The 14,480-nt window shown below is 46.9% G+C and carries 10 protein-coding genes and 3 pseudogenes; 1 reads left to right on the forward strand and 12 read right to left on the reverse strand.

Going from position 1 to position 14,480, the window contains the following annotated elements:
• Positions 1 to 150: 150 nt before the first annotated feature.
• A complete protein-coding gene (locus MMY81_RS22870; protein WP_252314674.1) occupies positions 151 to 516 on the reverse strand; it encodes a response regulator in 366 nt (121 codons plus the stop codon).
• Positions 517 to 643: 127 nt separating this feature from the next.
• On the opposite strand from MMY81_RS22870, the gene MMY81_RS22875 reads away from it, so the two are divergent.
• Entirely contained in the window at positions 644 to 1,168 is a 525-nt protein-coding gene (locus MMY81_RS22875; protein ID WP_252314675.1) for a DUF2529 family protein, read from the forward strand.
• A gap of 170 nt (positions 1,169 to 1,338) precedes the next feature.
• Here MMY81_RS22875 and pyrG read toward each other — a convergent pair whose 3' ends face one another.
• From pyrG to MMY81_RS22925, 11 genes and pseudogenes are all read right to left on the reverse strand, one after another.
• Positions 1,339 to 2,412, reverse strand: coding sequence for a glutamine hydrolyzing CTP synthase (gene pyrG / locus MMY81_RS22880; protein WP_253076073.1), 1,074 nt, complete (start codon positions 2,410 to 2,412; stop codon positions 1,339 to 1,341).
• Positions 2,382 to 2,936 (reverse strand): annotated as a pseudogene (locus MMY81_RS22885) (CTP synthase); the annotation flags it as partial. The pseudogene MMY81_RS22885 and the gene pyrG, both read right to left, overlap by 31 nt.
• Positions 2,937 to 3,506: 570 nt before the next feature.
• Positions 3,507 to 3,644 (reverse strand): hypothetical protein, encoded by a 138-nt coding sequence (locus MMY81_RS22890; RefSeq protein ID WP_252314676.1) that lies wholly within the window; start codon positions 3,642 to 3,644, stop codon positions 3,507 to 3,509.
• Positions 3,645 to 3,782: 138 nt separating this feature from the next.
• Positions 3,783 to 3,971 (reverse strand): hypothetical protein, encoded by a 189-nt coding sequence (locus tag MMY81_RS35695; RefSeq protein WP_374562615.1) that lies wholly within the window; start codon positions 3,969 to 3,971, stop codon positions 3,783 to 3,785.
• 44 nt (positions 3,972 to 4,015) lie between these two features.
• Complete coding sequence (gene icmF / locus MMY81_RS22895; protein WP_374562617.1) at positions 4,016 to 7,015, reverse strand: fused isobutyryl-CoA mutase/GTPase IcmF; 3,000 nt, start codon at positions 7,013 to 7,015, stop codon at positions 4,016 to 4,018.
• 24 nt (positions 7,016 to 7,039) lie between these two features.
• Positions 7,040 to 7,672 (reverse strand): TetR/AcrR family transcriptional regulator, encoded by a 633-nt coding sequence (locus MMY81_RS22900; protein ID WP_252314677.1) that lies wholly within the window; start codon positions 7,670 to 7,672, stop codon positions 7,040 to 7,042.
• A 19-nt stretch (positions 7,673 to 7,691) separates the two neighbouring features.
• A complete protein-coding gene (locus MMY81_RS22905) occupies positions 7,692 to 8,834 on the reverse strand; it encodes an acyl-CoA dehydrogenase (protein WP_252314678.1) in 1,143 nt (380 codons plus the stop codon).
• Between the two features lie 15 nt (positions 8,835 to 8,849).
• Complete coding sequence (locus MMY81_RS22910; protein ID WP_252314679.1) at positions 8,850 to 9,989, reverse strand: acyl-CoA dehydrogenase; 1,140 nt, start codon at positions 9,987 to 9,989, stop codon at positions 8,850 to 8,852.
• A 17-nt stretch (positions 9,990 to 10,006) separates the two neighbouring features.
• Positions 10,007 to 10,859, reverse strand: a pseudogene (locus MMY81_RS22915) (3-hydroxybutyryl-CoA dehydrogenase).
• Positions 10,860 to 10,871: 12 nt separating this feature from the next.
• Complete coding sequence (locus tag MMY81_RS22920; RefSeq protein ID WP_252314680.1) at positions 10,872 to 12,053, reverse strand: acetyl-CoA C-acetyltransferase; 1,182 nt, start codon at positions 12,051 to 12,053, stop codon at positions 10,872 to 10,874.
• Positions 12,054 to 12,223: 170 nt separating this feature from the next.
• A pseudogene (locus tag MMY81_RS22925) lies at positions 12,224 to 14,313 on the reverse strand (heterodisulfide reductase-related iron-sulfur binding cluster).
• Positions 14,314 to 14,480: the final 167 nt, after the last annotated feature.

A 14,480-nucleotide genomic window follows, 5' to 3' on the forward strand; every position in this document is an offset into this window, starting at 1 on the left:
AGCTGTTTCTTATGTGAAAAAACGTGAAAAAAGCTATTCTATTGGTTTCTGTTTGTATTATAGCACATCATATTAAAAATTCATCTGCCCACCTTAAATGAGAACGTTTACTTCCTAAAAAAAGATAAGAAAACGCTCTTATATCTTATACTAGGGGTCTAAATGAAACTTCACTTTTTCACGGATCGTGGAAATATCAAAGGGCTTCGCACAATGATCTGTAATGCCCAGCTCTTTTGCTTCGAGCATCATCTGTTCTTCGCCGAAAGCCGTCATCAGAATGATTTTAACTCCGGTGTCTGTTCCCCGTTTTTTCATTTCCTTCATAATCTCCAGGCCGTCCATGCCCGGTATCCGAATATCCAGCAGCATAAGATCGGGATTCTCCTCTTCTACAAGCTCCAGCGCCCGTTCTCCATTAGCAGATTGAAAAATTTCAAAACCATCTTTTTTCAAGACTTCGTTAAGAAGCACTCGAATACCATATTGATCATCGACAATTAAAATTTTCTTCATTTCCAATAACCCCTTACTATTGCTTATACCTATCTTTTCACCCACAGCTGCTTCGTTAAACGTACCTCTTTCCTTTTCAATTTTCATCCTGCACAATAGAAGTCTGATTGTAAGGAAAAGGAGAGATATGATGAAGATATTTGCCACCCAGCTGCAGGGGATCTTCCAATCCATTGCGACCAAACAGGAAGAAGCATTTGAAGATGCGTCCAGGCTTCTTCTGCAGGCTGTTTCAGGTACGGGTACGCTTTATGTAGCTGCTGTACCGCCTCTTAAAGGGACAGCTTACTCGCTGTGCAGCCACCCCGATGCGCCGGAGGGAATCGTTTATACCGATAGTATTCCAGGTGATATGCAGGAAACAGACCGGCTGCTTCTGCTTGCGGATTCTAAAGATTCTAATGAAATATCTTCATGGCATAAAACAGCTGCCCAGGCTGCTGCTTCATCCGTTATGATAGGTCCTGATTCGGGAAAGGATCAGATAGAACTTGATCCGCTTGATGTATGGCTGTCCACTTTCGTAAGAGGCGGACTCGTCCCATCAGACACCGGCGAAAAACACGGGGATCCAACAGCTCTTGCCGCCCTTTTCACAGGCCAGCTTTTGTTTTTATACATGCAGGAAATGCTTGAAGAATTATCATCTTAACAGGCTCTTCTGCCGGAGCCGCCCCTGTATATTTTTCTTTCATTCTTAACGCAGATTAAAAAGTACTCAAGGTCATGTATAGATATACAAGAGAAGATCGTTTCTCGACAAACTACTCTATAAAAAAAGGAGCTGCCCCTGCGGGAAGCTCCTTTTTTTTGTATCTTGTATTATTTTTTAAGGGATGCTTTGATGAAGTCTCTGAATAATGGCTGAGGGCGTGTAGGTCTTGATACAAATTCAGGATGGAACTGAGAAGCCACAAAATAAGGATGGTCGGCAAGCTCAATAATTTCCACCAGACGTCCGTCCGGACTCGTACCGCTGAAGATAAAGCCGGCAGACTCCAGTACTTCCCGGTAGGAGTTGCTGAACTCATAACGGTGGCGGTGTCTTTCATACACTACTTCTTCCCCATACGCTTCTTTCGCTTTCGTGCCTTCTTTCAGCTTACATGGATACAGGCCGAGACGGAGGGTTCCGCCAAGATCTTCCACGTCTTTCTGCTCCGGAAGCAGATCAATAACCGGATCTTTCGCATGAGGATGCAGTTCTGCAGATCCTGCTTCCGGCAGGCCGGCCACATTGCGGGCAAATTCGACAGATGCCAGCTGCATGCCTAAACAAATGCCAAAGAAAGGCACGTTGTTTTCACGCGCATGCTGAATAGCGTAGATCTTTCCATCAATGCCCCGGTCGCCGAATCCGCCAGGTACCAGAATACCATCTACTCCGGACAGCGTTTCTGCTGCATTTTCGCGTGTAATATTCTCTGAGTTAATCCAGCTGATTTTCACATCGGCATCAAACGCATAACCGGCGTGCTTTAATGATTCTGCAACAGAAAGATAGGCATCCGGAAGGGCTACATACTTACCAACAAGCGCAATATTTACTGTACCGGAAAGATTCTGAACGCGGTTCACTAATTCTTTCCACTCCGTCATATCTGCTTCTTTTGCATCCAGGTGCAGGTAGTCGCATACAATCTGGTCCAGGTTCTGGGCCTGAAGCTCAAGCGGTACTTTGTAAAGCGTGTCCGCATCCTGGCATTCGATTACAGCGTTTTTGTTAATGTCACAGAAAAGAGCAATCTTTTCTTTCATTTCCTGCGGCACCGGCTTTTCAGTACGGACCACAATGACGTTTGGCTGAAGACCAGGCTTCTGAGCTCTTTTACACTGTGCTGGGTCGGCTTGGACTTCATTTCTCCTGCTGCAGAAAGGTAGGGAATCAATGTACAGTGAAGATACAGTACGTTCTCCACCCCTACATCACTTTTGATCTGACGGATAGCTTCCAGAAAAGGAAGACTCTCAATATCTCCGACCGTGCCGCCGATTTCTGTAATGACTACATCAGCGCCGGTTTCGCGGCTTGCTCTGTATACGCGCTCTTTTATTTCATTCGTTACATGCGGGATAACCTGAACCGTACCGCCCAGATAGTCCCCGCGGCGCTCTTTGCGAATAACGGAAGAATATATTTTTCCGGTTGTTACGTTACTGTTCTGGCTTAAATTAATATCAATAAAACGTTCGTAGTGCCCAAGGTCAAGATCCGTCTCCGCACCGTCATCGGTCACGAATACCTCTCCATGCTGATAAGGGCTCATTGTGCCGGGATCCACGTTAATATACGGATCAAACTTTTGAATTGTTACGCTTAGTCCCCGATTCTTCAGCAGCCTTCCTAATGATGCTGCCGTGATCCCTTTTCCAAGCGAAGATACAACGCCACCTGTTACAAAAATATATTTGCTCGCCATCCCTCGATCGACTCCTTTGTATGTTAACTTCCTGCTTATTTCCTGCTATAAATGATTTCATGCAGTGCCGGTAAAGGGGGCATGAAAACAAAAAAAAGCAAAAGCGACACCTCACCCTCGGGAGGGGCGCCCTTTTGCTTGTCCGTCATTAACGTCAACGTTATGCATGAATTGATTCGTTCTCGTAAAGCCCAAAAATGATTTTACCTAGCCTTTGAATAAAAGTCAAGGAGCTGACTCCCTTAATTCTATTCTTCGATTCGTCCGGCACTTTTGGTTTCTTTACGTTTCCAAATCCGTCTAAGTTGTCTTCGTCTTCGTCAGCGTCTTCCTTCGTCGGAGTAATCGTCAGTCATCCTTGATGTCTTCAAGATCATCGTCAGACTCTTCCTCTTCATTCAAAATCATCGTCTGCAGGTTTTTGGCTTCACGGTATCACTAAGCTCTTCATCACTCTGGTCAAGAGAATACCATTCTCTAAGGCCCCAGTGATTTCGCCTAAATGAATAAAACGGCCATCGAGATTAAAGCTGTAAACAGCTTTGTTCTGCGGCGGCTTGTTTCTTCGTGTTAACCTTTCAGATCGACAATGCGATTGAATAACTGCTGGTAATCATATGGCTTTTTTTCCTCGTTCAATAATACAAAAGCCAACTCAATAGCGGACATTTCAACGATTTGTTCTTCCGTAAAATCGCGGATGCTCACTGGCCGCACATCCTTTCAGAAAGTATTCTTGCTGCCGGGTCAGATTCTTCATTATCCATCTGCACCGTTAAAATCATACTTTCCATTATAAACATATTTCTTTTAATTTACTAGTTATTTGATAAGGAAATTTAAAAATTACATATTTCTCCGGTATTGGCCGCCTACTTCATACAATGCATGCGTGATCTGGCCAAGACTTGCCGTCTTTACTGTTTCCATAAGCTCTTCAAATACATTGCCTCCGGAGACGGCCGTTTCCTGCAGCCGTCTTAAAGATGCCGGTCCCTTGTTCATGTTTCTGCTGAAACTCTCGAAGCGCTGCAATCTGGCTGTCCTTCTCTTCTTTATCTGCGCGGGCCAGCTCCATATCAAATACGGTTTCCTCTTTTTCCGGCGTCAGGTACGTGTTTACCGATGATCGGCAGCTCGCCCGTATGCTTTTTCATTTCATAATACATGGACTCTTCCTGAATTTTTCCGCGCTGGTACTGGGTTTCCATAGCACCGAGCACGCCGCCCCTGTCGTCAATACGGCTCATTTCCTGAAGCACCGCTTCTTCTACAAGATCCGTCATTTCTTCTAAAATAAAAGAACCCTGAGTCGAATTTTCATTTTTGGCGAGCCCAAGCTCTTTTGTAATGATCATCTGAATTGCCATGGCACGTCGGACCGAGCTTTCCGTTGGAGTCGTTACCGCTTCGTCATATGCATTCGTATGAAGAGAATTACAGTTATCATAAATAGCCAGAAGGGCCTGGAGCGTTGTCCGGATATCATTAAAGTCCACTTCCTGCGCGTGCAGAGATCTGCCTGAAGTCTGTACATGATACTTCAGCTTCTGGCTTCGTTCATTGCCGCCGTACTTTTCTTTCATCACAACAGCCCAGATTCTGCGGGCGACCCTTCCGATTACGGCATATTCTGCATCAAGCCCATTGCTGAAAAAGAAGGACAGGTTCGCTGCAAATTCATCAATATGCATTCCGCGGCTCAGGTAATATTCTACATACGTAAATGCATTGGACAGTGTAAAAGCAACCTGACTGATCGGATTGGCTCCCGCTTCTGCGATATGATATCCCGAAATCGACACCGAATAATAGTTACGTACTTTGTTATCAATAAAATACTGCTGGATGTCTCCCATCATACGGAGGGCAAATTCTGTTGAAAATATACACGTGTTCTGGCCCTGGTCTTCTTTTAAAATGTCAGCCTGAACCGTCCCGCGAACGGTCGCCAGTGTCTTTGCCTTAATCTCCTGTTTTTCTTCCTCTGACGCCTCGCGCCCCTCTCTTTCTGCAAACAAATCTATCTGCTGATCCACCGCTGTATTCATAAACATAGCCAGAATAATAGGAGCCGGTCCGTTAATCGTCATCGAAACGGATGTCATCGGCGATATAAGATCAAATCCTTCATACAGTTTTTTCATGTCTTCAAGCGTACAGATGCTCACTCCGCTTTCCCCGACTTTTCCATAAATGTCCGGTCGTTCGTCCGGGTCTTCTCCATATAAAGTGACCGAATCAAAAGCAGTGCTCAGTCTTTTCGCTTCATCATCCTTGGACAAATAATGAAACCGCCGGTTCGTGCGGGCAGGGGTCCCCTCGCCGGCAAACTGACGCTTTGGATCCTCACCCTTTCGTTTAAAAGGAAATACGCCTGCTGTAAATGGGAAGGATCCTGGAATGTTTTCAAGCATCCGCCATTCTGCTATCGCTCCCCAATCCTTGTAGCGGGGAAGAGCGACCCGTTTTACTTTTAAGCCGGAGAGTGTTTCTACATTTAGTTCTGTCACAATTTCTTTATCCCGGACTTTTGAAGTAAAAGTATCTTCGTTGTAAGCTTTTTTTAAATCTTCCCAGCCGTCGAGAAGTCCTTTCACTTCAGGATCGAGCTGTTTTTCTATCTGTTCTTTTATGTTTTCAAGCTCCTGCGTCGCTGCGCTGCTCTGCTCAAGAAGACGCAGCGTTCCATCAATTTGAAAAAGCTTTCGTGCCGTTTCTGCCTGTTCTGATGCGTGTTCTTTGTATCCGCGGACCGTCTGAACGATCTCCCGTAAATATGGCGTCCGGTCTGCAGGTATAATCATATCTTTTTTTCCTGTCTCCCGGTCAGTATCAATCGTTGTTATCCAGTCTACTCCGCATCTTTCTCTAATAGCCTGAATGAGTTCAGAAAAAAGAATATTTGTGCCGGGGTCGTTAAACTGGCTGGCTATTGTGCCGTAGACAGGCATTTCTTCTGTACGCCTGTCAAACCACTCCCTGCTGCGCTGGTACTGTTTTCTTACGTCACGAAGCGCGTCCTCCGAGCCTTTGCGGTCAAATTTATTGATGGAAATCACGTCGGCAAAATCAATCATATCGATCTTCTCGAGCTGTGAGGGGGCACCAAATTCGCTTGTCATTACATAAAGCGATACATCGGCAATCTCAGCAATTTCCGCATCCCCCTGACCAATACCGCTTGTTTCAACAATAATCAAATCAAACGCAGCTGCTTTGGCCACCTGAATAGCATCCCGCAGGCTGCTCGACGTTTCTGTTTTAGAGCTTCTGGTAGCAAGGCTTCTCATAAATACGCGCGGATGGTGAATTGCATTCATCCGGATGCGGTCCCCAAGCAGAGCCCCGCCTGTTTTCTGCTTTGTCGGGTCAATGGACAAAATCGCGATGGTTTTGTCATCGAATTCCCGCAGGAAGCGGCGCACGAGCTCATCGGTTAATGAGCTTTTCCCCGCACCGCCCGTTCCCGTAATACCAAGCACCGGAAATGTTCCTTCTATACGCTGAATAGAAAGAAATGCTTCTTTCCATGCTGCTGTTCGCAGATTTTCATTTTCTGCCACCGTCATAAAGCGTGCTACGGCCTGATCATTTTTCTCTTTAATATCAGCCAGTGAAAACACCTGATTCGACTCCAGCGGAAAATCGCATTCTTCCAGCATCTGATTGATCATACCGCGCAGGCCGAAGGTTCTTCCATCATCGGGAGAAAAAATGTGGGCAATACCATACTCATGAAGCTCTTTAATTTCAGGGGGATTGATGACCCCTCCGCCTCCGCCGTATATACGGATATGGCCTGCTCCTTTTTCCTGCAGAAGATCGTAGCAGTATTTAAAGTACTCCATATGGCCGCCCTGGTAGGAAGAAATAGCAATGCCCTGGACATCTTCCTGAATGGAAGCGTTTACAATTTCTTCAACAGAACGATTATGCCCTAAATGAATAACTTCTGCCCCTCCTGATTGGAGCAGACGCCTCATAATATTAATCGAGGCATCGTGTCCGTCAAACAGGCTGGAAGCAGTCACAAACCGCACCGGATTTTTCAATGTGTGCATTTCCTGAACTGCCATGCTGCATTCCTCCCTTTCTTTACCCTACTTCGTTTCGGCAGCCAGACTGGAAAGCAGCAGTCTGCTCTGGACAGCCGTATATTCTTCGAGCGTGCAGGTTCTCTGCACGGTCCAGCGCCGGAACGTCCACATCTGTCCGGCAACCATAATATTGTTAGCCAGTATTTCCATTTCCATCGGATCAAGCGGACCGATGCTGCCTGCCTCTGATGCTTCACGAACAGCGCTTTCCACAAGTCCTGTCATTTCCGCTTCTTTTTTTAATACATAAGACAATGATTCTTTCGGAAGAGATTTGGCTTCCTGGTACATAATAAGCACCTCGTCCTGCATTTCATCCATCACTTTAAAAAGCGAAGCAATGACCTGTTTAAGCCGGTCCATTCCCGCTTCCTGTTTTGCAAGATGGGCATCCAGACGGGTTCTTACTTCTTCGTATATCGAATCGCAGACTAAATAGAGAACGTCCTCTTTAGAGCCGATGTATTCATACAGCGTACCGATGCTGAATCCGGCTTCTTTCGCCATTTCCCTCGTCGTCGTCCGGTGAAAGCCTTTTTCTTTGAAAAGCTTAACCGCCCCTTTTATTAACTGCTCTCTTCTAATTTGTATCAGCTGCTCGTCTTTTACCATGGAAGGCACTTTTTTCTTCTGCATGCTTTTCCTCCTGTATTTATCAGTCGCTGAGCAGCATTTTACCAATCACGAGACGCTGTACTTCGTTTGTCCCCTCGTAGATCTGGGTGATTTTAGCGTCCCGCATGTACCGCTCGACTGGATAATCTTTTGTGTATCCGTAGCCTCCGAATACCTGGACTGCTTCTATCGTAACATCCATCGCTGAATCGCCTGCAAAAAGCTTGGACATTGCGGACTCTTTTCCGTACGCAATTCCGGCACTTTCGTTCCAGGCCGCTTGATAGGTCAACAGCCGCGAAGCTTCTACCTTGACCGCCATATCGGCCAGTTTAAAGCTGATTCCCTGCATGCTGGCGATAGGCTTTCCGAACTGCTTTCGTTCTTTCGCGTAGTCAACTGCGGCATCCAGCGCGCCCTGGGCAATGCCTACCGCCTGTGCAGCAATCCCATTACGTCCGCCGTCGAGTGTTTTCATGGCAATCGCAAACCCCTGCCCTTCGCTTCCGAGCAGATTTTCTTCCGGCACGCGGCAGTCTTCAAAAATAATTTCCGTTGTAGGTGATGAACGGATGCCGAGCTTTTTTTCTTTTTTTCCTACGGAAAAGCCAGGAAAGTTTTTTTCGACAATAAATGCACTTACGCCTTTATGTTTCAAAGCAGAATCTGTTACGGCGAATACGATGTAGACATCTGCCTCGCCTCCGTTTGTAATGAATATTTTCGATCCATTCAACACGTATTCCCCGTTTTCTTTTCTGGCTGTTGTTTTCATAGCAGCAGCATCAGAACCTGATCCGGGCTCTGTGAGGCCGTAAGCGCCCATCATCTCTCCGGAGGCCATCGCGGTTAAATATTTTTGTTTTTGTTCCTCTGTTCCATAAGTATAAACCGGCCAGCCCGCTAAGGAAAGATGTGCAGACAAGGTTACGCCGGTTGACGCACATACTCTGGAAAGCTCCTCTACAGCGATTACGTAGCTGACGTAGTCTCCGCCTATTCCCCCATACTGTTCCGGCCACGGGATACCGGTAAGTCCCAGCTCTGCCATTTTGTTAAAAATACTGCGGTCAAATCGTTCCTCTTCATCCCGTTCTTCTGCCGTAGGGGCCACTTCTTTATTGGCAAAATCCCGTACCATTTTCCTTATCATCTGCTGCTCTTCCGTCAGTCCAAAATCCATATCTCTCTCTCCTTTTTATGCCATCAGGCTTTTTCCGATAACAATCCGCTGTATCTCACTTGTTCCTTCATAAATTTCGCACACCTTTGCATCCCGGAAAAACCGTTCCACCGGATATTCTTTTGTATAGCCGTATCCGCCGAATACCTGGACCGCCTCGACCGATACGTCCACTGCCGTTTTTGAGGCAAACAATTTAGTCATCGAGGTCGACTGCGCGGTCGCTTTTCCTTTTTCATAGGCATCCGCCGCCTGGTATACAAGAAGCCGGGCCGCTTCCACTTTTGTTGCCATATCGGCCAGCTTAAAGCTGATACCCTGCATCGAGCCGATCGGCTTTCCGAACTGCCTGCGTTCTTTGGCGTATGCCACTGCCGCTTCAAGGGCCGCTTCTGCTATACCGAGCGACTGGGCAGCGATACCGACCCGTCCTGCATAAAGGTTGGATAAAGCAATCGAAAATCCTTCGCCCTCTCTGCCGAGCAGGTTTTCGACAGGCACTTCGCACTGATCCAATATAATTTCGCAGGTGTTAGATCCATGCATACCCATCTTTCGTTCTTTCTTCCCTACGGAAAAGCCAGGAAAATCTTTTTCAACAATAAATGCGCTGATGCCTTTTGCCCCGGTACCCGGCGCGGTTGACGCGAACACAATATAGGTATCCGCCGCCCCGGCATTCGTAATAAACACTTTTGATCCGTTCAGCACATAGCGTCCATCTTTCTTTTCTGCTGTGGTCTTTAAACTGGACGCATCACTGCCGGACCCTGCTTCTGTAAGAGCGAATGCTCCGAGATATTCCCCTGAGGCAAGCTTGGGAAGATAATGCGCCTTCTGTTTATCTGTGCCAAAGTGTACGATCGGCGTTGTGCCGACAGAGGTGTGAACCGATAAAATAACCCCGAGCGCTGCACTTTTTTTCGATATTTCATGAATTGCCAGTATATAAGAAGGAAAGTCCATTCCGGCACCTCCCCATTCCTCGGCGATCGGGATACCCATAAAGCCAAGACCGGCCATTTTCTGCACAAGCTCGACCGGAAAGCGGTCTTCCTCTTCCATTCGTGTTACTTCAGGAGCTACTTCCTTTTCAGCGAACTGTCTGGCTGTCTTCCGCATCATCTGCTGTTCGTCCGTCCATTGGAGATTCATTTTTCCGCCCCTATTCTTTAAGTGTATTCATAAAATCCGCGTCCTGTCTTTTTGCCGAGCCAACCCGCCTTTACATATTTGCGCAGCAGAGGACATGGCCGGTATTTGTCTTCGCCGAGTCCTTCATGAAGAATTTCCATAATATACAGACACGTATCCAGACCGATAAAATCGGCAAGCTCCAGCGGTCCCATCGGATGATTCATGCCGAGTTTCATGACGTTATCAATCCCATCGGCATCGGCCGTTCCTTCATGCAGCGTAAATACCGCTTCGTTGATCATTGGCATTAAAATACGGTTCGCCGCAAAGCCCGGGGAATCCTGGACTTCTACTGCTGTTTTTTGAAGATTTTCTACGACCTCCATCACCCGCTTTAGTCGTTTCATCGCTTGTAGCCAGTCCGCGAATCACTTCGACAAGCTTCATTACCGGCACCGGATTCATAAAATGCATGCCTATAACCTGTTCGGCCCTTGTTGTTACGGAAGCAATCTCAGTGATAGGAAGAGAGGAGGTGTTCGTTGCCAGAATGGCGCCTTCTTTTGCTTCCTCGCTAAGCTGGGTAAAAATCGCTTTTTTGACTTCCATTTTTTCAGAAGCAGCCTCTATTATTAATTCAGCTCCGGATACGTCACTCAGCACGTGGGAAGCACGCAGGTTTTCCATTGTCTGCTGCAGACTGTCAGCTGTTATTCTGCCTTTTTCTACATTCCGCTCCAAACGTTTTCGAATCGATGCCAGGCCTGCTTCGACCTGTTTCTCATTAATATCGTACAAATATACGCTGTATCCTGCCTCGGCATGAACCTGTGCAATACCTGTCCCCATCTGTCCAGCGCCGATAACGGCAATTGTTTTAATTTCCATAAAAACCTCCTGCTAGTCTACTTTGATTAAGACGGCATCTCCCTGGCCGCCGCCGCTGCATATTGCTGCAATACCAAGTCCTCCGCCCCGGCGCTTCAACGCATGGGCAAGCGTTAGAATAATGCGGGCCCCGCTCGCTCCAATCGGGTGCCCCAGTGCTACCGCTCCCCCGTTAATATTTATCCGGCTTTCATCCAGACCGGCGATATCACTGCTGACCAGTGCCACCGCAGCGAAGGCTTCGTTAATTTCAAATAAATCAATGTCTTCCGGCTTATAACCTGTTTTCTGCAGCAGCTTCTGAATCACAAGGCCTGGTGTTTTCGGAAATAGCTCTGCTTCAACAGCGAGAGCTGTATGTGCTTCAATCCAGGCGAGCGGCTGCTTCTGCCGGGCCTCTGCTTCTCTTTCATTCATCAGGACCATAGCGCATGCGCCGTCGTTAACACCGGGAGCATTGCCGGCTGTGATCGTGCCGCTTTTTGAAAAAATAGGCGGCAGCTGCTGCAGTCCTTCCAGCGTAGTGTTCCGGCGCGGTGCTTCATCTTTAAGAATCATCAACGGATCCTGTTTTCGCTGCGGCACTTCCACTCCCGTTATTTCTTCGGCCAGCAGACCCTTTTCTATTGCTTCAGCCGCCCGGACATGGCTTCGAAGGGCCCACTCGTCCTGTCGCTCTCTTGAAATACTGAAACGATCAGCAACCTCCCCGCCATATACACCCATATGCACATTCTGAAACGAACAGGTCAGTCCGTCATGAACCATCATGTCCTTGAGTGCAGTGTTTCCCATCCGTGTCCCCCACCTCGCCGTGTCGGAAAAATAAGGAGCATTGCTCATTGATTCCATTCCGCCGCTGATAACAATGCTTTTATCACCGGCCCGGATCATCTGGTCGCCAAGCGTGAGACTTCTCATACCGGATGCACAGACTTTGTTTATCGTTTCCGTCTCTGTTTCCCAGGGAAGGCCGGCATGTCTTGCCGCCTGCCGCGAAGGCAGCTGACCCTGACCTCCCTGCAGTACATTTCCCATCAGAACTTCTTCAACTAACTGTCCTTCCACACTCGCATTCTGCAAAGCCCCTTTAATCGCTTCTCCTCCAAGAGTGCTCGCCGTAAGCGGCTGCAATGCTCCTCCGAATTTCCCGAAGGGTGTTCTTGCCCCTGCTATGATTGCTGTTTTTCCCATTTCAGCTGTCCCCTTCCTTATTATTGAGCGAACGCTCACTCATTATAATTGAAAGCGTTTTCTTTATTATAAATGTATAAGAATCCAGCCTAAAAGACAAGACCCAGTGCTGTTCTTTCATACAGAAAAAAGAAAAAGGGCTCTTTTTTGATAATAGAGCCCCTTTTTCCTTATACTGCCTGTTTTTTCCCTACTACCGATAATTCCAGTATTTCTGCAATGTCCATTGTTTGGATATCCTCTTCTACTTCTTTTGCTTTCGTTCCATCGGAAAGCATCGTTAAGCAGTAAGGACAGGCACTTCCGATCATGGAAGGGTTGACGTCCATCGCCTGTTCCGTCCTGGCCACGTTGACACGCTCTCCTTTATCTTCTTCCATCCACATCATACCGCCGCCTGCGCCGCAGCACATGCCATCCTGACGGTTTCGTTCCATTTCTGTCACTACAAGACCTGGTATGGCTTCCAGAATATCTCTCGGCGGATCATACACTTCGTTATAGCGCCCGAGATAACAGGAGTCATGGTACGTAATCGTTTCTTTTACTTCATGCGACGGCTTTAGCTTACCTTCTTTCACCAGATCGGCCAGAAGTTCTGTATGGTGGAACACCTCTACATCTTCAAGCCCGAATTCCAGATACTCATTTTTGAACATATTGTAAGCATGCGGATCAATCGTGACGATTTTCTTGATGTCGTTCTTCTGGAATTCACTGATATTTGCAGCCGCAAGCTCCTGGAATAAAAATTCATTTCCAATCCGACGCGGTGTATCACCGGAATTTTTTTTTTGTTTCCTAGAATGGCAAAGCTGACGCCTGCTTCGTTTAGCAGCTTCGCAAAGGACTGGGCAATCTTCTGGCTTCTCTTATCATAGGATCCCATGGAGCCTACAAAGAACAAGTACTCAAACTCTTCACCCTTTTTATTCATTTCTTTTACCGTTGGCACATCAATATCTTCGCGCGTCTCGCGCCAGTTCTCGCGCTCCTTGCGGTTGATCCCCCATGGATTTCCCTGACGTTCAATGTTAGTCATAGCACGCTGGGCATCCGGATCCATCTTACCTTCTGTTAAAACAAGGTAACGACGGAGGTCAATAATTTTATCAACATGCTCGTTCATCACCGGGCACTGGTCTTCGCAGTTCCGGCAGGTCGTACAGGCCCAGATCTCATCTTCTGTGATTACATCGCCGATAAGGCTTGGATGATAAGCATCCATCGCTTCTTCCGGGCTCTGAGCAGCCAGCTGGTTTCCTGTTGTGCCGCTGAACGCATAGGCCGGCATCCAAGGTGACCGTGATGTCACAGCTGCCCCTTTCTCCGTTAAATGGTCACGCATTTTAAGAAGCAGATCCATCGGGGAAAGCATTTTGCCTGTTCCGGTTGCCGGACACATATTCGTGCAGCGCCCGCACTCTACACAGGCATACAGATCCAGCAGCTGCTTTTGATTAAAGTCTTCAATTTTCCCAACACCGAACTCTTCTTTTGTTTCATCTTCAAAATCAATCGAAGCCAGCTTTCCTACCGGCTCTGTGCGGCCAAGCCATACGTTGGCGGGGCCGGCTATTAAATGCGCATGCTTGGACTGCGGCACATACACGAGGAATGTGAGCAGAAACAGCAGATGAGCCCACCAGAACACGTAAAATAACAGGCCGGCCGCTCCTGCACCTAGTGGAGATGCCACAAAAGCAATTGCAGATGCCATCGGTTCAAAACCGGTTAACGATTTATCAAGCCAGATAAACTCCATGCCCTTGGCAAGCATTTTCGATACCATCAGCCCGCCGATAAAAATCAGCACGAGCCCTGCTTTCCAGTTTCTTTTTAAACGTACAATTTTCTCCACGTAACGGCGGTGGAACGCCCAGACTACAGCAATAAGTATCATTAATACAACGGCTTCCTGAAACAGCGTAAATATCGGATAAAGCGGTCCAAGCGGCAGATGGGAGCCTACAGCAAGACCTTTCCAGATAATATCAATCGCGCTGAACTGCACAAGCAGAAACCCGTAGAAAAACATAAGATGAATAATACCGCTTTTTTTATCTTTTAATAATTTCTTCTGGCCGAATACATTGACCATAATGTCATTCCAGCGCTCTTTTGTACTGCGGTCAAATTCTGCTTTTTTCCCGAGTTTTATATACGAGTAGCGGGTGTAGACGAGCTGTCCAAACAGAAATAGCGCGTAAGCGGTTACAAGAATAAACGCAATCCAGTTAACAATGATGAATGTTTCCATATGATGTATCGCTCCTTTCAAAATGTGATTCTTCATTTTATATAAAGAACCAGTTGGCGCTCTTTTGTTATTTAGTAATTACAGTATAACAAAAAACATAATGAATGAACATTCAGTCATAGCAATTATTTTATCTTTTTTTCCGAATATTATTTTTCGAACAAGCA

It is taken from the genome of Sinobaca sp. H24, from assembly GCF_023845525.1.